The sequence below is a fragment of the Halalkalibacterium ligniniphilum genome (assembly GCF_000334155.1).
In the GTDB taxonomy this organism is placed as follows: Bacteria; Bacillota; Bacilli; order Bacillales; family Bacillaceae_D; genus Halalkalibacterium; species Halalkalibacterium ligniniphilum.
In genome coordinates, this window is sequence record NZ_ANNK01000133.1 from 1 (window position 1) to 22,452 (window position 22,452).

Sequence of the window (22,452 nt, forward strand, 5' to 3'; positions counted from 1 at the left end):
AACATATGAATATGATCCTTCATCGCATGTGCTTCAATGATTTCGACATCTTTCATTTCACATAACCTTCTGAGAATAGCACCTATATCTTTTCTCAGTTTTCCATAAATGACTTTTCTTCTGTACTTTGGTATGAATACGATGTGATACTTACAATTCCATCTTGTGTGTGATAAACTATTGTCACTCGACATGAGTAGATCTCCTTTCGTTTTTTAGAAGTTGGTTTGACGGCCATCTTCTATTATAACGATTGGAGATTTTTTCTGTCACTTTACCACTCTAGAAGTTTTATTTTCACACGTGTAGAACACGTGGTTTTAAACCCATATAATAATAGGGTTCATCAGGTGATGATGGACGTCGTACATAATTGGGTGATTACACCCCCACCTGATGAAACCCAAATGGCAACACATTATGAAGACGGAGCTGATTTCTCCTCTTTTGACAAAAACCAGCCTCCTGCAGCAATTAAAATTAAGATCACATAAAAACTAACCTTCCAGACCTTCGATTCTGGAAATGCTTCGGGGATGACTCCTAAAGCAGGGTGAGAAAGAGTATACACCGCAAGCTTTATCCCAACCCAACCGACGATTAAAAAAGCCGCAATTTCTAAGCCTGGTCTTGTTTGCAACAATTTAACAAACCAGCTTGCTGCAAATCTCATAATAATTAGACCAATCAAACCACCTGTAAAAATGACGATGAATTTACCTCCATCTAGACCCCCAATATTAGGAAGGGGCGAGTCTGGAAGCGTTACTGCTAAAGCAACCGCCGCTAAAATTGAATCCACTGCAAAAGCAATATCAGCGATTTCAACTCGCAACACGGTACCCCAAAATCCCGCAGTTTTTTTTGCTTTAACCTCAGCCTTCTCTTTCTTCGAATCTTTACGAGCCACTTTTTTAAAAATGTGATTTATTGCAATAAAAAGAAGATACAATGCTCCGATTGCTTGTACTTGCCATACATCGACAAGGAATGAAATAGTAAACAATGAAGCAAAACGAAACACAAAAGCCCCTGCTAATCCATAAAACAACGCTTTTTTTCTTTGCTCTTCAGGCAAATGCCGAACCATGATCGCTAACACCAATGCATTATCTGCAGCAAGAAGCCCTTCTAATGCTATCAGTACAAGTAAGACCCAGCCATATTCAAGTAATAACGAAAGCTCCATTTAATTTCCTCCCTGCTCTTATTGTTCAAAGAGAAAAAAGAAATATGCTCCTTTTAGCAAAACGACACACTTGAAAAATAACCAAAGATAAACAAAAATTGTTTGGTATATTGGACTCATTCCAAATCATGAATTCAACTAATTATGTGAAAAGTGCAAGACGTGGACCAAATACAGAAAGCCTGTCAACATGTTCCCACATGGAAACCATTGACAGGCTGAAGCAAGCTCGATCGGCTGTACGCTGGAGCTAAATTTTTTATAGTTAAATACTTTTGTTACTTCACTTAACACTTGTGATTGTTTCACCTTTTTTACTAAAGCTTTCACTGTATATTTCCTGTGCATACTGTCTAACCTAATACAAACCCTTCATGAAATGGATCTTCGCTTTCAATAATGAATTGATGCATACCTGTAATCCAAGCAGAACCAGTTATTTGTGGTATAATAGCATCAAAATCACCTACTTTGGTTGTTCCGATAATACGACCAGTAAACGTAGAATTAATAATGCTTTCATGGATAAACGATTCACCAATACGCAATTTACCTTGGCTAAACAACAGAGCCATTTTTGCACAAGTTCCTGTACCACAAGGAGAGCGGTCAATTTGGCCATTTCCGAAAATCACAACATTTCTGTAGTAACCCTCTTTCTCATTTTTCTTCTTACTAAATTCGATTAATTCGATCGAGTTTATATCAGGCTTTAATGGATGTTGAAAGTTCAGCTGCTCATTCACTGCTTTTTTTAGTTTAATACCTAAATTCATCAATTGTTGCTGCTCTTCCCTCATAAGATTTAAACCAACTTGTTCCGCTTCAACGATTGCAAAGATACTTCCACCAAATGAAACATCAACCAACACGTAACCAACATCTTGAATGTGAACTTTAACGCGTTCTTGAAAAACAAACGATGGTACGTTTGTAAAGGTTACTTTCTCTACTTTATTGTTGGAAAAATCTACATAGCAATCAACGGTGCCTGCAGGCGTTTCAACCTTAATGATTTCTTTAGACTCAATCATTCCAATATTTAAAGCTGTTGTGACCGTGCCAATGGTGCCATGTCCACACATATTCAAATAACCATTGTTGTCCATAAACACAGTCCCGATGTCACACTCTGCTGAACATGGCTCTGTAATGATAGCTCCAAACATATCTTTATGACCTCTAGGTTCGGTCATCAGGAATTTTCGCAACCAGTCTAAGTTTTTTTCTAAGTATTGCTTTTTTTCCATCATTGTCGAACCGATAATTCTTGGAGCACCTCCAATAACAATCCTTGTTGGTTCACCCATCGTATGCGAATCTATCGTTTGGATAAATTGTGAGAAATGTACCATTTTTATTTCCCTTCTCTATACGATATATAATTGCCGTCGTATTTTTTGATTTTTCTCAGCCCTTGCTAACCAAAGGCTGAAAAAAGACAAAAAGTCTATTGGGTCACTTTTTTATTCATGGCTGCATGATTTGCTTGCGTGTGCAGACTTCCAAACTCGAGCAAAATTTTCCCAAGCAATCGCTTTAATATCGTCCTGCGAAAACCCTCGATTTTTCATAGCAACCAATAACGCTGGTACATCTTCAGGTCCATCAAGCTCTGGGTTATTCGGTAGCTTACCTCCAATGCTTTCAAGCGCTTCCTCATCAAGATAATTGATAAAATCAAATCCTAAACCTAAGTGACGTATCCCTACTAACTCTGCAATATGCACAGCGTGATCAAGGAATCGCTCAAGTTCAGGCCTCTCAGGATCAACAAAAGCAAAGAACGCATTAAGCCCAATTACACCATCCCGTTTTGCAATGGCGATTATTTGATCGTCTGATAAATTACGTGAAATGTTCCGAACAGAACGAGCATTAGAATGGGATGCGAAAACACCTGGACCTTGATAGGCATCGATCGCTTCCCAAAAGGACTGTTCATTTAGATGGGACAAATCAAGCATTACTCCTTCTTCTGCCATCTTTATTAAAAGTTCACACCCTTTACTCGTTAATCCTTGAATGGCATCTTCACCTGGTCCTTGAAGTCCTGTCAACCATGCCCCCCTGCCAGTTCGTGATAACGACCTTGCTTCTGCATAACTATATCCTGGAAAGCCACTAGCAAAGGCATTTTTCTCGTTCCAAGTTAATAGCCCAGATGTCAATCCTAAACTACATAAGTCAGAAAATAAGGAAGGCTCCTCAGCTAATGCAGCCATCCCTTCGATCGTTAGCAATAGCGCCAATTTCCCCTGTTCCATAGCCATCTCAGCCTCTTTTGGACTTTTTACAAGTGCTAACTCATTTGGCGATTCACGCAATTCCTCACGAAGTGCTTCCATTACCTCCCTTGTTCTGCTGGCTGCTCGATGGGTTTGATCTAATTCAATCCATATCGTCAGACCAAGTGCTGTGATCCCTGCTTTTCGAAGGCTAGGCAAGTGACGTTTACTTATGACTTGCCGCTCCCCACGGGAACGGCGCCATATAACGTCAACGAGTATATCACTGTGCAGATCAATCATTCGCATCGCTCTCTAGACCCCCAATCGATCCTCTCTAAGCTTTGATGTAGCCTTCATATCTACTTTCCACAAGGTAGTATTAATGACAACACCATACTCACGCTCAGCACTCTCAAGTGAAATATAGCCGTCCCGTACATCCTCTAATACTTTTTCAGGCTTGCGGTGTAAAGGATTTCCCCATCCTCCTCCTCCACCCGCACTGCTGACGAGTAGCTCACCAGCCTCAAGAGGTTCGTTAATTGCCCCTGTTTTTTCCTCTTGTACCGTACCTGGCCTCACAATAATATGATTAGCTTCTCCTTCTAATCCTCCATTCAAAGCCCAAGGTCGAGTCTTTGTTTTCTTTAGAAGTGTCACAGCGTTCCCAGGTGACATAAATCGATATACTCTAGTCGCTCCTACTCCGCCACGGTGTTCCCCAGCCCCACACGAATCTTGTCGTAAGTAATATTCTTCAATGAGTAAAGGAGCTTTGTTTTCCAATACTTCAATCGGATTGTTGCGACATCCAGGTTCTGATAAGTGCATAATTGCATTTTCACCATCACCGTCTGCGTGTCCACCAAAACCAACAGCTTCATTCGTAGCCTCAACCCAGAAGTTACCCGTTACAGGGTGTATACCTACACCCATAACCGAAACAACTTCTCCTCCTGAGCATGCTGGGACAACATCAGGCATCGCTTGAGCTAAAGCCTTACATATAATTTCTGGAATATGAATGGCTGGCCAAATCGTAAAAGTTGCTGCCGGATGCTGTGCATTGACAAGTGTTCCTTCTGGTGCAATGACTTTTAACGCACGAAAATTACCATCATTGGCTGGTGAATCTGGTGTCGTTAGTCCTTTGAAAGCTAATGCTGAAACTCCTTCTGTTATACCTATAGGTAAATTGACCGGCCCTTTTACTGCAGCATCCGTACCAGTAAAATCAACAATAAATTTAGTATCTGTAACGGTCACGGTCACTTTAATTTTAATCTTTTTATCTTTCTCGACACCGTCATCGTCAACCCAATCTTCAGCGGACCATGTTCCCTTTGGCAGTGTAGCAAGACGACTCATGGCTATTCGTTCCCCGTGATTCAAAATTTCCTGAGTTGCAAAATTATATGTTTCAAGACCAAATTTATTTACTAGCTCTTGTACCCGCTTCTCCCCTGTGTGACAACATGAAATCTGAGCGTTCATATTACCGATCACTCGATCCGGGATACGCGTGTTAAACCTAATAAGATTTTCTACTTCTTGATCACGTACGCCACGCTTGTAGATTTTAAGACCTGGCAGGATTAGCCCCTCATTATGAATACTTGTCGTATCTAAGCAATAACCAGGATCCTGTTGGTTCAAATCAAGCCAATGGGCTTTGCAGGCAGCATAACCGATTAATTCATCGCCAACAAATATGGGTGAGCTAACAAGGACATCAAGGGTGTGATTAGAGCTCCAATAGGGATAATTAAACAGGATTACATCACCTGGATGAATGTTTTCTTCGCCTAAAAACTCTACCATCTTTCGAAGAGCAAAATCATTGCCTCGAGTGAAAATAGCAAGACCAGGTGATTCTGCAAGCAAACGACATTTACGATCATAAATACCAAGTCCAAAATCTTGAATCTCATAAATAATCGTGTCATAAGCCGTCCTTTTTAGATTTCTCATCATCTCTCGAGCCGCGGAGAGTAAATAATTATGAATAACTTGGACTTGTATATGCTCATCTCTCTCAGCAATGCTTTTCATCTTAAGATTATTGGATTCCTTTTTCTCCATCATATGATTCCTCCTCGATTGTTATCGATTGTAATCGTAAGCTCCCCATATTCCCCGACTGCTAATCTATCGCCTTCATGAATGACCGTCGTATGACTAGGTTCCTCAATAATGGCTGGACCCTCTATTTTATCTCCTGCAAACAGCTTAAAACGTTCGTAAACCACATATTCAACATAGTTATCGGTCGTACTTTGATAAACAGAACGACTACCTTTGCGAGCTACTGCCCCTCCAGCTGTTCCTATTTCTAGTTTTGCAATTTTCGGTTTTTCAAGCAGTCCAATTGCTCGAACTCTGAGAGTCACAATTTCAATCGGATCAGTCGTTTGATGTCCATATTGCAGTTCATGAGCATTACCAAAGGCTCTTGCAATCTCAGAAATATTAGATTGTTTAAGCTCTTCAGAAGGAACCTCAATTTTTACCGTATGCTCCTGCCCAGCGTAACGTAATTCTGCCCAACGTATAAACTTGCAATCTTCTTTTTCAAATCCATCATCTCTTAGGGACTCCCCACCATTTTGTTCAAGAGAGCCATAAAGCGTATTTAGCTCGTTCACATCGACCCGTTCGAGGCCTGTCACATAGGTTTGGGCAACATCATACACCACATCAACCATCATCATTCCCCATGCAGAGAAATTACCTGGTCCCGGAGGAATTATCACCGTAGGAATTCCAATTTCCCTTGCCACATTGCAGGAGACGAGGCCACCTCCACCACCAAAACCAAGAAGAGCAAAATCCTTAGGATGAAATCCTCTTTCTACTGATATCTCTCGAATTGCACCCGTAATTTTCGCCTCACTTATTCGAACAATTCCAGCTGCTGTTTGTTCGACTGTAAGACTTAATTGTTTAGAAAGCTTTTGAATCATTTCATGTGAAAGACTTGAATCAATTGTAATGGCACCTCCTAGAAAATTCTCTTCATCGAGATAGCCTAGTGTAAGTGCAGCATCTGTGAAAGTAGCATTTTCTCCTCCCTTACCATAACAAGCTGGCCCCGGGTCTGCTCCGGCACTTTTAGGACCCACTTGAAGCGCGCCTCCATCATCGATCCAAGCAATACTTCCACCTCCAGAACCAATCGTTCGGATGTCAATCATCGGTGTAGAAATCGGCAAGCTTTCTACCATGGCCTCATTCTCAACTGTAATCTTCCCGTCAACGACCATTGTTGTATCAAGACTTGTTCCACCCATGTCAAGTGTGATTAAGTTCGGGTTTCCAGTCAGCTCAGCCATATAAGCAGCTCCAATAGCACCTCCTGCAGGACCGGACATAACCGAGTGTACTGGTTCTTCTTTCGCCGCTTTGACAGTCATAGCGCCCCCGCCTGAGCGTGTCAGCAAGAATTGACCACGGTACCCCTCTTCATTTAGTTCACCATCTAGTCTCTCAAGATAGCTTTGCATAATTGGTTTAATATAAGCATCAATTACCGCGGTGCTCGTACGCTCATATTCTCTATATTCACGTGTCAACTGATGAGATAATGTTACTGAAACGCTTGGATATTCCTCTTGCAACACTTTTTCCATCTCTAGTTCATGGGTAGGGTTTAGGTAGCTATGAAGAAAACAGACAACAACAGACTTAACATTTTCTTTTTTTAACTCTTTGGCTAGTTCCCTTGCTCCGTCATGATCAAAGGGAGTTAAAATATTGCCTTGGTAATCTAATCGTTCAACAACTTCAAATCGAAGGCGACGAGGAACCAGTAACTCTGGCTTACGATATTTGAAGTCATACATCGATTCACGGTCAGTACGTCCTAGCTCATACACATCTCTAAAGCCTTTTGTCGTAATGATGGCTACATTCGCTCCAGTACGTGTTAAAAGTGCATTTAAACCGAGCGTCGTTCCATGAACAAAGTAATCGATCTCTTCAAAACGAACATCTGCCTTTCGAAATCCTTTCAATACGCCACTCGCTGGATTTTGAGGTATTGTTTCTACTTTTTCAAGACTAAGCCTTCCCGAGTCTGAGTCTAGAGTTACAACATCTGTAAATGTTCCACCAACATCGACTGAAATACGCATGAATTTTCTCTCCTTCATAATTAGAATTAAGGACTAGTTTTAAAAGCGTTAAAAAAAAAAATACTATGTTAATTGACTAAGTATTTAGATTTTTCAAGAATTAAATTACACTAAGTAACTGTTTGCACTCCCTTAACCCTTATATTACGTTTAGAAAACTATTCTTTTTCATGTTAGAAGTTATACAAACTTCTTTATACTTGCTTCCATTTCTGGGTTAACTAAATAAACTTTTCTCGGAACACGTGATTCAATATTGGACGTTGCTTGACTTGTAAGCTCAAGAATAATCATCATATCAATAAATGGCTGACATAGCTCATCTACTTTTTCTACAGAATAACCTAATTGTTAGTATTCACGATTTCACCTCTTGTGTTGCCATTAATTTTTCTACTGGCACATAATCAAAGTCATAACCAAAATACCGAGGCCCAAGAGCTTCAAGACCTTTCTCTGTTCGCATTCGCTCATGGGCGGAAATCAAAATGATCGAACCACGATAACCATATCTCATAATGTCTGTACGAATAGGCTCACCTGTTTCGACAGCAACTATCGCAATTAAGTACAAAAATAAACGTCTTTTGTCGTCATTTGGTTGAAGAGGCTTTACCTGGACTGAATTTCAGCGTTTCAATCCAGGTAAAGAAACGAATGTGGTGTTCCTTATTTGAGGCTTCTCACTGTCATTAGTGTAAGATTTCTCCTTCTGTTTCTTTAATAAAGAGAATCGTAATTAAAGTAATAACCATAAATACTTGGATAAATGACACAGTCGCTCCAAACACCCAGCCCATTCCAATGACGAAACCGATAAGGGATGGTGCCACAGTGTTTGCCCAGCGTTGTCCAGCTACCCCCCAACTATAGCCAACTCCACGGATATTAGTTGGATAAATTTCACCAAACCACGTATTCCAAATCCCCCATGCTCCTAAGCTGAAGAAAGCTAAACCAAAATTAAAAGCATAGAGCTGGAACATACTTGAAGAGTATGCAAATGCAAAACCGAAGATAGCTGCACACAAAACAAAAACAAACATCACTTTTTTACGACCATATTTACTTGTAAGGTGTGCAGCCGCTAGATATCCAGGTATTTGTGCGACAGCAGATAATGCTAAAAAGCCCATACTTTGCCCCATTGATAAGCCTTGTTGTGCCAATAAAGTGGGAATCCACGTATACAAACCCCAATACCCAAAAGAAAACGCAAAATTGACAACCGTTTGTAATATTGTAATTTTCAAAATTTTGTGTTTAAAAATTTCAAAAAACCCACCTTGCTTCACTTGATAAATGACAAGCTCTGAATCTTCCTCTATTTTCGTTTGACCTTCGCTTAATTCTTCTATCACCTGTTTTGCTTCTGCTTTTCTTCCTTTTCCAGCTAACCAATAGGGTGATTCTGGAATTTTTGCAATCACAAAAGCCCATAATCCAGCTAATGAACTAATGAAGATTATCGCTCTCCAACCACCTAGCATCCCTTCTACATCAATCAATATGCTTGTTAACCCTATTGCGATTAACGTACCAATTGGCCAGCCTGCAGATAAGTATACCGCGGCTTTACCTCTTTGCTTCACTGGAAGCATTTCTTCATAGTAAGGAAAGATACAAACAAGAACCCCACCCAAAGAGAAGCCAGATAGTAAGCGTAGCGCATAGAGCATTTCATAATTTACAGAAAATGAACTAACAAGGGACACAACACCATAAATTAATAAACTGTATACAATCGTTTTTTTACGACCAATTTTGTCACCAATAATTCCCCAAACATAGGAGCCTGGGATCATCCCTAAAAAAATCGCTCCAATGATCGAACCAACCTGTACAGGGGTGAGAGCGAAATCTGCTGCGATAGAGGCACTTACCATAATAATAATCATCATTTCCCACGCTTCAATGACAAAAGCCATAAACAGTGCAAACCCTACAAATCCATGCTTTTTCGTAAACGGCATGTTTTCAAATAGAGAACCAACTTCAACTGAATTTACACTTTTTTTTGCAGTAGATAACCCTTCCATTTCGCCACCCACCTCATAGAATTTAAAATTATTTTTTGTTTAAAGCTGGGTCAAACAATTTAAATGCTCTAACTTCATCTTCAGGAGGAGATTGATAACCAGCTTTTTTACTATGTGTCCACGCTAACTTTTGCTTGATTTCCACTAAAAATTCAGCATATTTAAATGGCGATAAGCTTGCATCAATAACTGGAACCCCTAATTCATCTTGAAGTGTTTCAAAGAAACCAAACTCTGCTGTACATCCTAATACGATGACATCTGCACCATCCTGCTCGATCGCTTCAAGCGCAGCTTCTCTGATTCTTCGTTTTGTCTCTTTGTGGTCTTTTTGAAAATCATGAACCCCTAGTCCGAGCGGCTTGAAAGAGGCTAGTCTATGTGCAAAGCCATACTTGTGAACATTTTCTTTCATTTCAGGAATCCACTTTTTACGGCCTACAATGATTGAAACGTTTTCTCCGAGTGTTGTTGCAATATGCAAAGCCGCTTCAGCAGGTGCAGTCACAACCATTTTTTCAGTAACCTCGCGGCATGCGCGCAGCGCTGGATCATAAAAACAACCAATAATCGCCGCATCATATCCATCTTCTTCAGCCTTTTTAACTGTACGAATCAGCTCTGGAATAACCATCGCTTCATAACAGTTATATTCAACATGAATGGGTCCCTCTTCTGGCTCGAATGAAACGACATCAACAACTGTTTCGTCAATCTTAAATCGCTCAAATTGGGTTCTGAATTCATCGTCAAAAACCTCTGTGTGTAATGGATTAATAAATAAAATCCGTTTTTTCAATTTAAATCCCCCTCTTATTTTTTTAAAATATAACATAATTTTTAAAGTAATAGTGAAATTTTTTTAGAAAAAAATAAATTTTTAAAATATTCGTGTAATAATACCTGACAGATTTAACCTTCTAACTTTTGAATATACACCTGCTCAGTGCCTTTTAACCAAATTCGCTCCCCTACTTCCTTCAAACGCTCGAGATGGGACGCATCAATTTGAGCAAATACATTCACAGGTTCATTTCCTTTCCAGCTACGTGTATGTTCTGCACCGTAATAAATCGCCAGTACTTCGAAAGGGGCTTCTTCGTATTCATTCGTCCAATCCCTCCAATAAACAACTTCACCAGCACTCGTAAAAATTGTCTGATTCTCCTTTGCTGGAAGGATTTTGGTTTGCAGTTCAAAATTAACTTCCCGTCCTGACCAACGGGAATGTTTAACGATACTATAAAAGGGAAGAGTCTCCCAAACATTTTTACACGTTTGAGGAGCCTTTTCCTCATTTAAAGTTGCTGGGAATACTTCTCCATTTTTAAAGGAAATTAAAATTCGTCGCATCATTCACCTCCAACTTACACTCTATTTACGTTTCGGTAATTCATCGTTTCTTGTTCATCCACCTCAAAGCTTTCTGGTTTGAAGACTATTCCATACTGGGTTAAAGCTGTCTCTTTGTCGATGTAATCATCAATGACATCCTCTAGGACTCGATAGGCCTCTCGTTCAAAAGGATGACCATAGCCTCCTCCACCCCCTGTTTTAACCAGAACTCTGTCTCCATTTTTCATCGGTTTCGCATTAACTTTTAATAGACTTTCTACCTTCTCTCCATTAAAAACCTTCACTTCTGGCGCTTTTGCTTCTCCACCACCAAAAAGCCCCCATGCCGGTGTTTTTACTCGCTCAAACCAGAGGTATAAAAAAGCATCATCTGTTGCCACCTCGTACTCTCTCACAATTCCAAGCCCACCACGATTTTTCCCTGGTCCTCCAGAGTTAGCACGGAATCCATAGGTGGTTACTTTAAACGGATATTTATCTTCGAGTACCTCAATCGGCAAATTTTTAAAATCACCATTCACATTATTAATTAACCCTGATTGACCGTCATTTGCCGCAAAGCCTCCCCAGCCTCCAGCTGTGGCTTCAACATTTAAAAATGGTGTATTTCTTCGCGGATCAGTCCCTGAAAATGTAATAATCATTGAATCTCCATAATGTGCACCTGCGCTCTTCTCCTTTAAAGCTGGTGAAAGAGCTTTTGCGACAAGGTCAATTAGAAGCCCTAATGCAGAAAAATACCAAACACATGCTGCCGGCTCTTGCGCACTAAAGATTGTTTTTTCGGGAACGACTACTTCTAATGTTTTGAAGTTGCCTCCTGTTACTGGTGCTTCAGGATTAATTAATTGTTTAAAAGCCACTCGGCATGCAGAAATTGTTTGTGCAAGCCCGCAATTTGTCATTCCTACACGCTGCTTACTAGAACCAGTGAGATCAATCGTAATATTTTCTCCAGCTACTATGACTTTAACTTTTACATTCACAGGCTCATCTGATACACCGTCATTGTCCAAATATCCAGCTGCTTCATAGATACCATCGGAAATGCTAGCGATCATCTTACGATCCAAAAGTGCCGACTGCTTAAAAATATCGCTGATTGAACGGTTAACAGTTTCAAGACCAAAACGGCTAATAATCTCATAAAATCTTTTTTCCCCCGTTCGGCATGCTGAAATTTGAGCATTAAGATCCCCCAAAGCAGCTTCACTAAAACGGCTATTTGTTATGATAAGGTTAATGACATCTTTACGGGGTTGTCCTGCTTCATAGATTTTTGTGGGTGGAATTCGCACACCTTCCTGATATATTTCAGTAGCGTCCATTGAGAAGCCCGGATCCTGCGCACCAACATCAAGCCAATGGGCACGGTTTGCCGTAAAGCCAACTAGTTGATTATTATAAAAGACTGGAGAAATCACGGTAATATCGTTAAGGTGTGTTCCTGTCAGGTACGAATCATTCATAATGTATATATCGCCTGGTTGGTAGTTTTCGATTCCACCGATAGAGTCAGTATTTATTTTAATGCATTCATCGAGGTTACCTAAAAAAATGGGGAGGCCAGCTGATTGTCCTAGCAACTCAGCGTCTTTATTAAAGATGCCTACACTACAATCCTTCATTTCATAAATAATAGGGGAAAATGAACTCCGCGCTAAGCTTGCATTCATTTCCTCTGCTGCTGAAATAAACGCATTACGGATAATTTCTGTTGTTATTGGATTTTCTGAAAATTGATGTTCTTTCATGCACCCTCATCCTCCTTCGAAATTTCAAGATTTCCTAATTTATCAACTTTCACCTGAAATCCATCAGGAATAACTGTCGTTGTTCTCGGATCCTCTACAATGACAGGACCACGGAAATAGTCGCCAAATGATACATGGTTTGATGTAAGAATAGGTGTCGTTTTTTTCGTACCATTCCAAATAACTTCTTTTTGTATTCTTGCTTCGATAACTTTTTCATTAGTAATAGAGACCGTATTTTCTTTTTCCGTTTCTTTTTCCAGCTTTCCATAACCAGTCATGCGAAGGTTCACGACTTCGATAACTCCTTTTAAATTGTTGTGACCATAAATTTTCCCATGCATTTCGTGAAATAACGTTGCCAATTTCTCTAATGACTGTTCATCAATGCTCTCATATTGAAAAGGGACATTTACTGTGTACTCTTGTCCGACATATCGAATATCTAGCGTGCGTTGAAATGTCATGTCCTCCGTTTTTACATGTTGATGCTTTAAAATTTCAGTCGTTTCTCCTTCCATGACATCAAAAAGAGTAGCCATCATTTTTTTATCACTTTGGCCTAAAACTGATACAAACGTTCGGACTGCATCGTGCCGGATATCCGTTTGCAGCATACCCCAAGCTGAAAATGTTCCTGCAACTTTTGGAACAAGAATTTTTTTTATCCCTAGTAAATCAGCAATTAAAACGGCATGCATCGGTCCAGCACCTCCAAAAGCCACGAGGGCAAAATCACGCGGATCAATTCCCTTGCTGACCGTTAATGTCCGAATCGCATCAGCCATTTTTGCATTGGCAATATCACAAATTCCTTCAGCTGTCTCAACAACCCCTAAGCCTAATTGATCTGCTATGTTCTTGACGGCCTGATAAGCTGCTTCTCGGTCAAGCTTCATATTTCCACCGAGAAATCCATCTTCATCAAGCCGGCCTAATACTAGATTGGCATCCGTAACTGTTGCTTCAATTCCACCGGTTCCATAGCAAGCTGGTCCTGGATCTGCTCCTGCACTTTTGGGACCAACTCGTAATCCCCCAGCTTCGATCCAAGCAATCGAACCCCCGCCAGCTCCGATCGTATGAATGTTTACCATTGGCGTAAGTATTGGAAATGCTTCTAAGCTCGTTTCAGATGTGACATCAGGCTTACCATCAATAACAAGACTCACATCAAAGCTTGTCCCCCCCATATCCACACAGATCAAGTTTTTATATCCTGTTAATGAGCCTAAACTGATGCTTCCCATTGCGCCACCAACTGGTCCAGACATGAGCGTCTGGATTGGCATTCTTTTTGCGACACCGGAAGTCATCACACCTCCGTTTGATTGCATAATATAAAGATCTCCTTCTAATCCCGCTTCCTCTGTTCGGCTTTCTAAACTTGTCAAGTAGTTTTCGACAATAGGTGCAACATAGGCATTAATTACGGTCGTACTTGTTCGTTCATATTCACGCCACTCACGAACGATTTCATGTGAAAGTGAAACGGAAACTTGCGGCGCCTTCTGTTTTATCATCTCTTTAATTTTTGTTTCATGCTTTGGATTTTTATAAGCATGAAGTAGACTAACAGATACTGAGTTAAATCCTTTTTCAATAATCTTCTCAATGACAACATCCAATTGCTCAAGGTTGAGAGCTGTGTCTACCGTTCCGTCAGCTAATACTCTTTCCTCGACCTCAAAAATATTGCGGCGCTTCACTAGTGGCTCGGGCTTACGGTAAGTGAGACTGTACATGTCTGGACGGTTTGCACGTCCGATTTCATAGACATCTCTAAATCCCTTTGTTGTAATTAATGCTACATTTGAGCCTTTGCGCTCAAGAAACGCATTGAGCCCTGCTGTCGTCCCATGAACGAAATAATCAATATCACGAAAGTCATCAACAAGATTTTTTAATCCCTCAAGTACTCCATCCGCCAAGTTTTTAGGCGTTGTTAAAATTTTTTCTGTTTGGTACGTCCCTTTTTCCTTGTCGTAACATACTAAATCAGTAAAAGTTCCCCCAATATCGATACCTAAACGGTAATGTGCCATTAGATAACTCCCTTTCTAATCACTTAGTAAAAAGTCTAAATATATAGAATATTAAGAATTTTGATTAGTTTATTTTGAAAGGGAGCTAGATGGTTTGATTTCTTCTCATTACTTCTACCCATAATTACTCCCTTTCGCATATTAAAGCTTTTCACTTTGTTTGGATCAGTTCGTGTGAAACATGGTTCAATCGCTCACAGCCGTCTGAAGTGACAACAACAATATCCTCAATCCTCACCCCAAATGTTCCGGGTAAATAAATACCTGGTTCTATGCTTATGACCATTCCTTCTTCTAAAAGCTGCTCATTATCCGATGTCACAAATGGCTCTTCATGCACTTCAATACCTAATCCATGACCAGTACGATGAGTAAAATAAGCACCGTACCCCGCCTCACTTATCACTCTTCTCGCCGTATCATCAATTGTTTTTAAAGGAATACCTGGTTTTACAGCTTTTACCGCTTCCTCCTGTGCTCTTTTTACGATCGAGTAGGCTTTTTTCATCTCCTCTGTTGCCTCACCTCCAACAACAACGGTTCTAGTCATGTCAGAACAATAATGATCTTTTATCCCTCCCATATCAATGACAACCATATCTCCTACAGCAATTTGCGTCTCATCTGACTGATGATGAGGGATCGCTCCATTTTTTCCTGCCCCAACGATCGGATTAAACGAGAGTTGCTCGACCTTATGTAAGGCAAAAAGTCGCTTTATTTCTTCCGTCACATCTTTTTCTGTTAGCCCTGGCTTTATATAGTCAATGACTTGCTTCATCACATCATCGGCAATGGCACCCGATTTTTTTAGCAAATTAACTTCCTGCGAATCTTTTAATAAGCGTGATGCACCAATCGTATTTGTGCTTTCAACAAAGGATGCATGAGGCTTTCGATCCATGAGCTTTATTAAGTTATGGCTCGGCCATTCATTATCAATCGATATTTTCCCGTAATCCGGTAATACTGTTGCAAGCAGATCGAGAGAATTATCTCCATCTTTCCAGAACAAGTTTTCATAAAGTCCTGTTGGCTTGATTTCCTCTTTTGACATCTCATGTACAATCATTGATAATTCTCCATCTTTCGTTATGACGATTGCCTGTAATCTTTCATGAGAATCCAACCATGTCCCACTAAAATAGAAAAAGTTTGTCGGCGATGTAATCACAGCAGCATCGAGATTCAATTCATCTAGTAAATGTCGAACTTTCCCAATACGATTTTCATAGTTCATTATGTTCCTCCTCTAAAAAGGCAGCCTTGCTTTTTTAAATTAAAAACAAGGCTTTTAACTGTATTAAGGACCGTAATTGTTGCTACCTTGCCCTATCTGATGTTACCGCTCGACGAGCACCCACACGATCTCACAATCTTCTATTCCATCATTATATGCCCAGTGCTCTTCGCCACGGGGTATGAACGTTGCCTGCCCTGATGAAATTCTTTGCTCAACTCCACCACTCATTGTTACCAACGTTCCTTTTAACACAAGGCCATACTCATCTTGTTCATGAGATCCTATTCCTGCAAAAGGAACACGGGAGCCTGGAGAAATCGAAACCGTCCCAAACGTCGTACTCCTCCCTTGAATGCCTGATCCATTAAAAAGAATTTTCATGGTCACCCCAGAATGCTCTTCACTTACAATATCCTTGACTTTGACAATTTCCAATTATACTCTCTCCTTTTCTTTGCGCTTTGGAGAAAGTTCCAGCACTTCAAAAGTATATGGATCTACGGAAACACCGAATTCACGTCTGGCTTGCTCGGCTGTTATATACTCATTCTTTATATCCATAACAATTTTTTCAACAGGGCGGTTTAGCGGGTCTCCATACCCACCACCAGTGGCCGTTGTTAACCGCGCAACATCATTCGTATTCAAGATATAGCGATTATATTTCCCAAATGGGCCCTCTATTTCTCCGTTTGCCTTAATGATTTCAAATTTGTTCGTGGACCCTTCTCTTCCCTCATTAGCGCCCCACACATTGTATTTATGGCGGCCAAAAGAGGCAGTAAAAACTTGATGATCTGATAAAGCTCGGTACGAACGGACAACTCCTTTCCCTCCACAAAACTCACCTAAACCAGCTCCGTCAGAATACAAGCTGTACTCGTCCACTAAAACACCATTTCTCGTTTCGCAAACTTCAACAGGAATGTTAAACGTCTCACCATCTAAGACACAGAATTGTCCAGAGGCTCCATCTCTTCCTTGCGCCGCGCCCCAGCCACCAACAGATGGCTCGACAATTAAGAAAGGTTCATCTGTATTATGATGTTTTCCCGAAAGAATGACTGCACATACTGATAAGAAGTGACCTGCTGAAAGACGATGAGGTACAACCGGGGCTAGTGCTTTCCAGATTAAATCACTTCCAAACAGCATCGATTCCCAATACATAGAAACTGGAGCTGGTCTTACTGCATTAAAGATTGACCCTTCATCTGTAATAACACGTAGCGGTCGAAAAGAACCATCGTTTACATCTTGTGAAGGATTCGTAACGGCAAGAAAAATCGTACGCACTGCAGATACTAAGCCTGTATATGAAGTATTAATGGAACCAGTTACTTGAGGATGACTGCCACGGAAATCACAAATAAACTCATCATCTGTTATGCTTACCTTGACCTGGACTCTAAAAGGGCCTTCTTCAATGCCATCATCATCAATATAATCAACCGCTTCGTACGTACCCTTAGGCAACTCCTTTAAAGCTTTCAGTGCCAACTGTTCCCCATGATCTAGCAAATGTTCAATTGAATTGATAACCATTTCTTTTCCATATTTATCACATAGCTCTCGGCACCGTCTCTCACCTGTTTTCAAGGCGGCAACCTGAGCCCATAGATCACCTAATGAAAGATCCGGAAAGCGAACATTTGAGGAGATAATATCAACGACGGGTTGATTTAACTTACCTTCATCAAATAATTTAATGCAAGGGAACTGCAAACCCTCTTGAAAGATTTCTGTCGAATCGGTTGCCATTGAACCTGGATCTTTACCCCCTACTTCTGTCCAGTGGGCTTTATTTGCTGAAAAAGCGATTAACTCTCCTTCGTAAAAGATCGGCATGACGAGACCTACATCACAAAGATGAGAGCCGCCACCTCCATAAGGATCATTGATAAGAATAATATCTCCAGGCTTTAGGTCACCAGACTCATTGTAACGATCCAGCGTTTCACGAACCATGAAAGAAAGCATGCCGATAAATCCAGTTACTCCATTCCCTTGAGTAAGTAATTGACCTTTTGAATCTGTTAAACCACTGGCATAGTCCAAAACCTCATAAATGATCGGGCTCATGGATGTTCGCGCTAATGCATAAAACATTTCTTCCCCAATCGCTACCAACGAATCTTTCACAATGTCTAGCGTAAAAGGATCGACTTTCGAAACAGCAGTATTTTTCATCTTCCTAAACCCCCGTCTCAATGATTAAATTCCCATATTTATCAACGATTACAAATTGACCTGGGTAAATAACCGTTGAAGCAGATTGCTCTTCTATGATCGCAGGTCCTTCAATCGACACATTTGGTCCTAATTGCTGGCGGTCATAGACATTTGTTTCAATCCAGCCATTTTCTTCATACAAAACCGTTCTTACTTCTTTTAACGCTTCTTCTGGTGAAAGGATTGATGTTTCTAACGTTGCCAGTTCAGGCTTTTTAACCGTTCCGAAGGCAATCAAGTGCAGATTTACGATTTCAGTTGGAGATTCTTCAAGTTTAAATGTATACAACTTTTCGTGCGTTTCATGGAACTTTTCAATCATTTGCCGCATCGTCTCTTCGGTGATTTCTCCATTAAAAACAGGAACTTTTACTGTATGCTCTTGACCGACATAGCGTAAGTCCACAAAGCGAGAGCATAAAACATTCTCCTTTTTCACACCTTCTTGCTCAAATTGGTCAATCGCACCCTTTTCTTGCTTTTCCCATTTTTCGTTCAATTCGTTGTAGTCGATCCCTTCTACACGACGAATAAAGGTCTGTATGTAATCGTGACGCAAGTCCGTCATCAGCATCCCCCATGCAGAAAATACAGAAGCCGCTACAGGAACAATTACTTTCTGGACGCCAAGTTCTTTTGCGAGGGCTGGTGCATGCATCGAGCCGCCACCGCCAAAAGCAACCAATGTAAAATCGCGCGGGTCATAGCCTTTCCTTACTGATATTAGCTTAAGTGCATTTAGCATATTTGAATTAGCAATTCGTATAATACCTAACGCCGCTTCTTCTATCGATGTTTGAAACGGTTCAGCGATCTTCCTACTGATTACCTCTCGAACATCATTCATATCAACGTTACTGTCAAAATTTGCAGGTGATAACCGCCCTACAACAAGGTTTGCATCTGTCGTTGTCGGCTCTGTTCCACCCTTACCATAAGCAATGGGTCCAGGTAACGCTCCTGCTGACTGAGGTCCTACCCTTAATGAACCACCATCGTCTATCCAAGCAATTGAACCGCCACCGTTCCCAATTTCCACAATGTCCACAACTGGAACTTTGATTGGGTAACCAGCCGTCCGATCTGTACGCTCAATATTATACTCTGTCGTTACTTTGACTTCTCCTCTATCAATGAGAGAGCATTTTGCGGTCGTTCCACCGATATCAAACGCAATAATATTTTCTTCTCCAAGTATTTTCCCTAAAATAGCGGCTCCATAAATTCCTGCTACTGGTCCTGACTCTACCATATTTATTGGCAATTGCTTGGATTGCTCAAACGTAGTCGTTCCACCATTAGATTGCATAATATAGTTATTTGATCTATTCCCCGCTTCATTTAATTCTTGTTCTAACCGGTCAACATATGACGAGGCGATGGGTTGAACATAGGCATTCAAAACCGTTGTGCTTGTCCGCTCATATTCTCTCCATTCTCTTGTCACTTCATGGGAAGCAGTAACTGCAACCTCTGGCCATAATTCTTTTATGTATCGTACTGTTTCTATTTCATGGGCAGGATTGCTGTATGAGTGAAGATAAGATACAGCGATTGCTTCAACATTTTCTTGTTTAAAGTAATCAACAATATCTTCTAGGTCGGTTTTGTTTAAGGGTTGGAGCACTTCCCCTTCGTAGTTCAAACGCTCTTCAACCTCTTGACGCAAGTAACGGGGAACAAAAGGTACTGGTTTTTCATAACGAACGTTAAAAAGATCCGGCCGGTTTCCTCGAGCAATTTCTAGTACATCTCTGAACCCTTTTGTTGTAATTAAGGCGGTTTTAACCCCTTTACGCTCTGTCAAGGCGTTAATAATAACGGTTGTCCCATGAATAAATGTCTCCAGCTGATCCATGTCAATTCCACTCACACCAATAACATCCATAACACCTTTTTCAAAATTTGGAGGAGTCGTATGACTTTTTGCTACGCCTATCTTCCCTTGTTGATCAACATAAACTAAATCAGTAAATGTCCCGCCAATATCTGTCGCAACTCTCATAATCAAACCACCTATCCTCGAAAATTTAAAAATGAAATGATCTAATGATTAAAAAATGACTGGGGTTACTGTACATAAAACTTTCGCATCTGTACCAAGTGGATTTTTCAATTGATGGGAAATATGAGATGGGAAATGGATCGAGTCACCGGCTTTTACGATATACTCCTTCCCATCAACATCAAACACAAGTACACCCTCAAGAACATAATAAAATTCTTCCCCTGGATGACTGACTTTTTTTTCATCAGGATAACCTGGTGGAAACGTTACAAGCATAGGTTCTATGGCTCTTCCCGAAAACTCTCCACCAAGTCTTGTATAGATCGCACCTGAACCTTCAATTCGAAAAGGGCGTTGCGCTTCTTCCTTAACGAGATAATTTTCATTAGAATAATCTTCAAAAAAACTTGTAATCGGAACGTCTACTGCATCTGCTATTTTCTTTAACGAAGTAATAGCGATAGAAGATGCCGCTCGCTCTACTTGGGATAAAAAACTAATGGATAGGCCAGTTTTTTCACTCATCTCCTTTAACGTTAGTTTTCTTTCAAGTCGCAAAGCTCTGATTCTTTGAGATACTTCTTTTTCCATATTAAGTCCTCCAACAATTCTAGCTGTAATTGTAACATTTTCAATAAATCATAATTATTAAAGTATTACTGTATATATTTTTATGTTAACAGATATTTTTTCATTTGCAACTCTTTTTAAAAAATAATGATTTTTTAGATTATTCTAGGTTTTTATTTGTAGTGGTACATTACGTTTCATTTTTAACTAAAGGTAAAGAGTGAACAATAAGAGGGGAAATGTGAAGCTATTCTGAAAAGCTTTTATGGTAATGGATCTTGTGGATGCAGGGGGAAAATCACTTACAATAAAATAAAAATAATAAGTTTTTTATGAAAACGAAGAAAAGAAACATTGGCATTCGATAAGAATGCCACCTAAAAACGAATGCCATCTTTAACCAGTAAATAAGCGATATGAACTGCATTTTATTAGAGACAAACAATATTGGTCACAGCTATAGTTTGCTATAGTTCTATCCTCGTACCAATATTTGCTGCGATGGCTTTTTCGTAAAGGTACTTTGCGAGGACGATGTCTACAACTGCTAATCCGACTGATTTAAACACAGTGATTTCACTATCGTTGTCTCTCCCAGTTCGTTCTCCACTTGTGATTTGTCCAAGCTCAGCATAAATATCTCGTTCGTGAATCACACCTTCTTGGATGGGGACCTGCAAATCTCCCGTCTCTTCAAGTGCCGCTTCAGTCGATTCAACGACAATTTTTGTAGCTGTCGCCATCACATGTGAAGGGAGTTCTTGCATCGTTGGTCGAAAAGAACCAACTGCATTTACATGAATACCAGACTGTAAGGCTTGAGAAAAAACAGGTGTGGCAGAATTCGTTGCTGTTACGATAATGTCAGCATCCCCAATGGCTTCATTTGAATTTGAGAATACTTGGATGTCACCCTCAAACCTCTCTTTTAATGACTGTGCAAACTCGTGTGCTTTTTGTATCGTCCGGTTATATAGATTAATTTTTTCAATGTCGCGAACTGCAAGCACTGCTTCAATCAAACCTTTCGCCTGTTCTCCAGTTCCAATCACACTCACTGTCTTTGAGTTAAGACGTGATAAATGCTTGGTCGCCAGTCCTGAAAGTGCCCCCGTTCGAACCATTGTTAGATAGGAACCTTCTAAAAGGGAAAGCGGCTCTCCTGTCTCAAAATCAGACAGCATCACGATACCATTGATTGTTTTCTTTCCTGAATTTTTATTGCCCGGATTTACATTTACAACCTTTAATCCAAGGCTTCCAAGATTTTCAGCAATGGATGGCATAAATAACGCAGTATTTTGTAAATTTCCAAATGGTAGAGAAGTTCGAATTGGTGTTAACGTACGTCCGGCTGAAAATTCACATAAAGCCTTAGCTGTCTGATCAATGACTTCGTTCATCTTCATTAAACTTCTTTGTTCATTTGCACTAATTACCAACATCTCTCGATCATCCCTCCACGACGGATTATGTAGGTTTTTTTAACATTGCTTCATCAAGCAATGTTAGCGACGGCTCACTCTCAAGCGTCCCTTTTTAACTTTCGCTATTTTTACAGCGCTTCCCTTTATTTTTCCATATAAAACGATTACCAGCTTTTTGTTGAGTATCACTTACTCACAAAAAAAGAGATGATTGATTCAACAATC

The 22,452-nt window shown here is 40.3% G+C and carries 18 protein-coding genes; all 18 read right to left on the bottom strand.

Translation table 11 applies throughout. From position 1 onward, the window contains the following. Positions 1–194, bottom strand: a 194-nt coding sequence (tnpA, locus tag BLT_RS0116305) for an IS200/IS605 family transposase (RefSeq protein WP_017726391.1), incomplete at its 3' end; no start/stop codon positions are given. 224 nt (positions 195–418) lie between these two features. Beyond that, the gene (locus BLT_RS0116310; RefSeq protein ID WP_017728838.1) at positions 419–1,189 is read right to left on the bottom strand and encodes a TerC family protein; all 771 of its coding nucleotides are present in this window, start codon (positions 1,187–1,189) and stop codon (positions 419–421) included. A gap of 353 nt (positions 1,190–1,542) precedes the next feature. Continuing rightward, positions 1,543–2,544, bottom strand: a complete 1,002-nt coding sequence (locus tag BLT_RS0116320; RefSeq protein WP_017728840.1) for a proline racemase family protein — start codon at positions 2,542–2,544, stop codon at positions 1,543–1,545. 111 nt (positions 2,545–2,655) lie between these two features. Then, positions 2,656–3,726 carry a dipeptidase gene (locus BLT_RS0116325; RefSeq protein WP_017728841.1) on the bottom strand — a complete coding sequence of 357 codons (1,071 nt, stop codon included), beginning with the start codon at positions 3,724–3,726 and terminating at the stop codon, positions 2,656–2,658. Between the two features lie 6 nt (positions 3,727–3,732). After that, the gene (locus BLT_RS0116330; RefSeq protein WP_236611105.1) at positions 3,733–5,502 is read right to left on the bottom strand and encodes a hydantoinase B/oxoprolinase family protein; all 1,770 of its coding nucleotides are present in this window, start codon (positions 5,500–5,502) and stop codon (positions 3,733–3,735) included. Beyond that, on the bottom strand, positions 5,502–7,553 hold the full coding sequence (locus BLT_RS0116335) for a hydantoinase/oxoprolinase family protein (RefSeq protein WP_017728843.1): 2,052 nt from the start codon (positions 7,551–7,553) through the stop codon (positions 5,502–5,504). The genes BLT_RS0116330 and BLT_RS0116335 overlap by 1 nt, the downstream gene beginning before the upstream one ends. 358 nt (positions 7,554–7,911) lie before the next feature. Beyond that, positions 7,912–8,127 carry an S-methyl thiohydantoin desulfurase domain-containing protein gene (locus tag BLT_RS0116340; protein ID WP_017728844.1) on the bottom strand — a complete coding sequence of 72 codons (216 nt, stop codon included), beginning with the start codon at positions 8,125–8,127 and terminating at the stop codon, positions 7,912–7,914. A 118-nt stretch (positions 8,128–8,245) separates the two neighbouring features. Next, positions 8,246–9,592 (bottom strand): MFS transporter, encoded by a 1,347-nt coding sequence (locus tag BLT_RS0116345; protein WP_017728845.1) that lies wholly within the window; start codon positions 9,590–9,592, stop codon positions 8,246–8,248. A 28-nt stretch (positions 9,593–9,620) separates the two neighbouring features. Next, positions 9,621–10,391 (bottom strand): aspartate/glutamate racemase family protein, encoded by a 771-nt coding sequence (locus BLT_RS0116350; RefSeq protein WP_017728846.1) that lies wholly within the window; start codon positions 10,389–10,391, stop codon positions 9,621–9,623. Positions 10,392–10,504: 113 nt separating this feature from the next. Continuing rightward, positions 10,505–10,945 (bottom strand): DUF3830 family protein, encoded by a 441-nt coding sequence (locus tag BLT_RS0116355; protein WP_017728847.1) that lies wholly within the window; start codon positions 10,943–10,945, stop codon positions 10,505–10,507. 14 nt (positions 10,946–10,959) lie between these two features. Further along, entirely contained in the window at positions 10,960–12,702 is a 1,743-nt protein-coding gene (locus BLT_RS0116360; protein WP_017728848.1) for a hydantoinase B/oxoprolinase family protein, read from the bottom strand. Further along, positions 12,699–14,747: a hydantoinase/oxoprolinase family protein gene (locus BLT_RS0116365; RefSeq protein WP_017728849.1), complete on the bottom strand. Its 2,049-nt coding sequence runs from the start codon at positions 14,745–14,747 to the stop codon at positions 12,699–12,701. The genes BLT_RS0116360 and BLT_RS0116365 overlap by 4 nt, the downstream gene beginning before the upstream one ends. A gap of 151 nt (positions 14,748–14,898) precedes the next feature. Continuing rightward, complete coding sequence (locus tag BLT_RS0116370; RefSeq protein ID WP_017728850.1) at positions 14,899–15,987, bottom strand: M24 family metallopeptidase; 1,089 nt, start codon at positions 15,985–15,987, stop codon at positions 14,899–14,901. 102 nt (positions 15,988–16,089) lie between these two features. After that, on the bottom strand, positions 16,090–16,425 hold the full coding sequence (locus BLT_RS0116375) for a cupin domain-containing protein (RefSeq protein WP_017728851.1): 336 nt from the start codon (positions 16,423–16,425) through the stop codon (positions 16,090–16,092). Next, entirely contained in the window at positions 16,426–18,180 is a 1,755-nt protein-coding gene (locus BLT_RS0116380; RefSeq protein WP_017728852.1) for a hydantoinase B/oxoprolinase family protein, read from the bottom strand. It lies immediately after the preceding gene. A gap of 4 nt (positions 18,181–18,184) precedes the next feature. Next, positions 18,185–20,227: a hydantoinase/oxoprolinase family protein gene (locus tag BLT_RS0116385; protein ID WP_017728853.1), complete on the bottom strand. Its 2,043-nt coding sequence runs from the start codon at positions 20,225–20,227 to the stop codon at positions 18,185–18,187. A gap of 48 nt (positions 20,228–20,275) precedes the next feature. Beyond that, positions 20,276–20,821: a helix-turn-helix domain-containing protein gene (locus BLT_RS0116390; protein ID WP_017728854.1), complete on the bottom strand. Its 546-nt coding sequence runs from the start codon at positions 20,819–20,821 to the stop codon at positions 20,276–20,278. Between the two features lie 446 nt (positions 20,822–21,267). Then, complete coding sequence (locus BLT_RS0116395; protein WP_017728855.1) at positions 21,268–22,245, bottom strand: ornithine cyclodeaminase family protein; 978 nt, start codon at positions 22,243–22,245, stop codon at positions 21,268–21,270. Between the last annotated feature and the right edge of the window lie 207 nt (positions 22,246–22,452).

What these genes read in the sequence shown, in the direction of transcription:
- BLT_RS0116310 (WP_017728838.1), bottom strand. Translation starts at nt 1,189, where the DNA reads ATGGAGCTTTCGTTATTACTTGAATATGGCTGGGTCTTACTTGTACTG.
- BLT_RS0116320 (WP_017728840.1), bottom strand. Translation starts at nt 2,544, where the DNA reads ATGGTACATTTCTCACAATTTATCCAAACGATAGATTCGCATACGATG.
- BLT_RS0116325 (WP_017728841.1), bottom strand. Translation starts at nt 3,726, where the DNA reads ATGCGAATGATTGATCTGCACAGTGATATACTCGTTGACGTTATATGG.
- BLT_RS0116330 (WP_236611105.1), bottom strand. Translation starts at nt 5,502, where the DNA reads ATGGAGAAAAAGGAATCCAATAATCTTAAGATGAAAAGCATTGCTGAG.
- BLT_RS0116335 (WP_017728843.1), bottom strand. Translation starts at nt 7,553, where the DNA reads ATGCGTATTTCAGTCGATGTTGGTGGAACATTTACAGATGTTGTAACT.
- BLT_RS0116345 (WP_017728845.1), bottom strand. Translation starts at nt 9,592, where the DNA reads ATGGAAGGGTTATCTACTGCAAAAAAAAGTGTAAATTCAGTTGAAGTT.
- BLT_RS0116355 (WP_017728847.1), bottom strand. Translation starts at nt 10,945, where the DNA reads ATGCGACGAATTTTAATTTCCTTTAAAAATGGAGAAGTATTCCCAGCA.
- BLT_RS0116360 (WP_017728848.1), bottom strand. Translation starts at nt 12,702, where the DNA reads ATGAAAGAACATCAATTTTCAGAAAATCCAATAACAACAGAAATTATC.
- BLT_RS0116365 (WP_017728849.1), bottom strand. Translation starts at nt 14,747, where the DNA reads ATGGCACATTACCGTTTAGGTATCGATATTGGGGGAACTTTTACTGAT.
- BLT_RS0116370 (WP_017728850.1), bottom strand. Translation starts at nt 15,987, where the DNA reads ATGAACTATGAAAATCGTATTGGGAAAGTTCGACATTTACTAGATGAA.
- BLT_RS0116380 (WP_017728852.1), bottom strand. Translation starts at nt 18,180, where the DNA reads ATGAAAAATACTGCTGTTTCGAAAGTCGATCCTTTTACGCTAGACATT.
- BLT_RS0116385 (WP_017728853.1), bottom strand. Translation starts at nt 20,227, where the DNA reads ATGAGAGTTGCGACAGATATTGGCGGGACATTTACTGATTTAGTTTAT.
- BLT_RS0116390 (WP_017728854.1), bottom strand. Translation starts at nt 20,821, where the DNA reads ATGGAAAAAGAAGTATCTCAAAGAATCAGAGCTTTGCGACTTGAAAGA.
- BLT_RS0116395 (WP_017728855.1), bottom strand. Translation starts at nt 22,245, where the DNA reads ATGTTGGTAATTAGTGCAAATGAACAAAGAAGTTTAATGAAGATGAAC.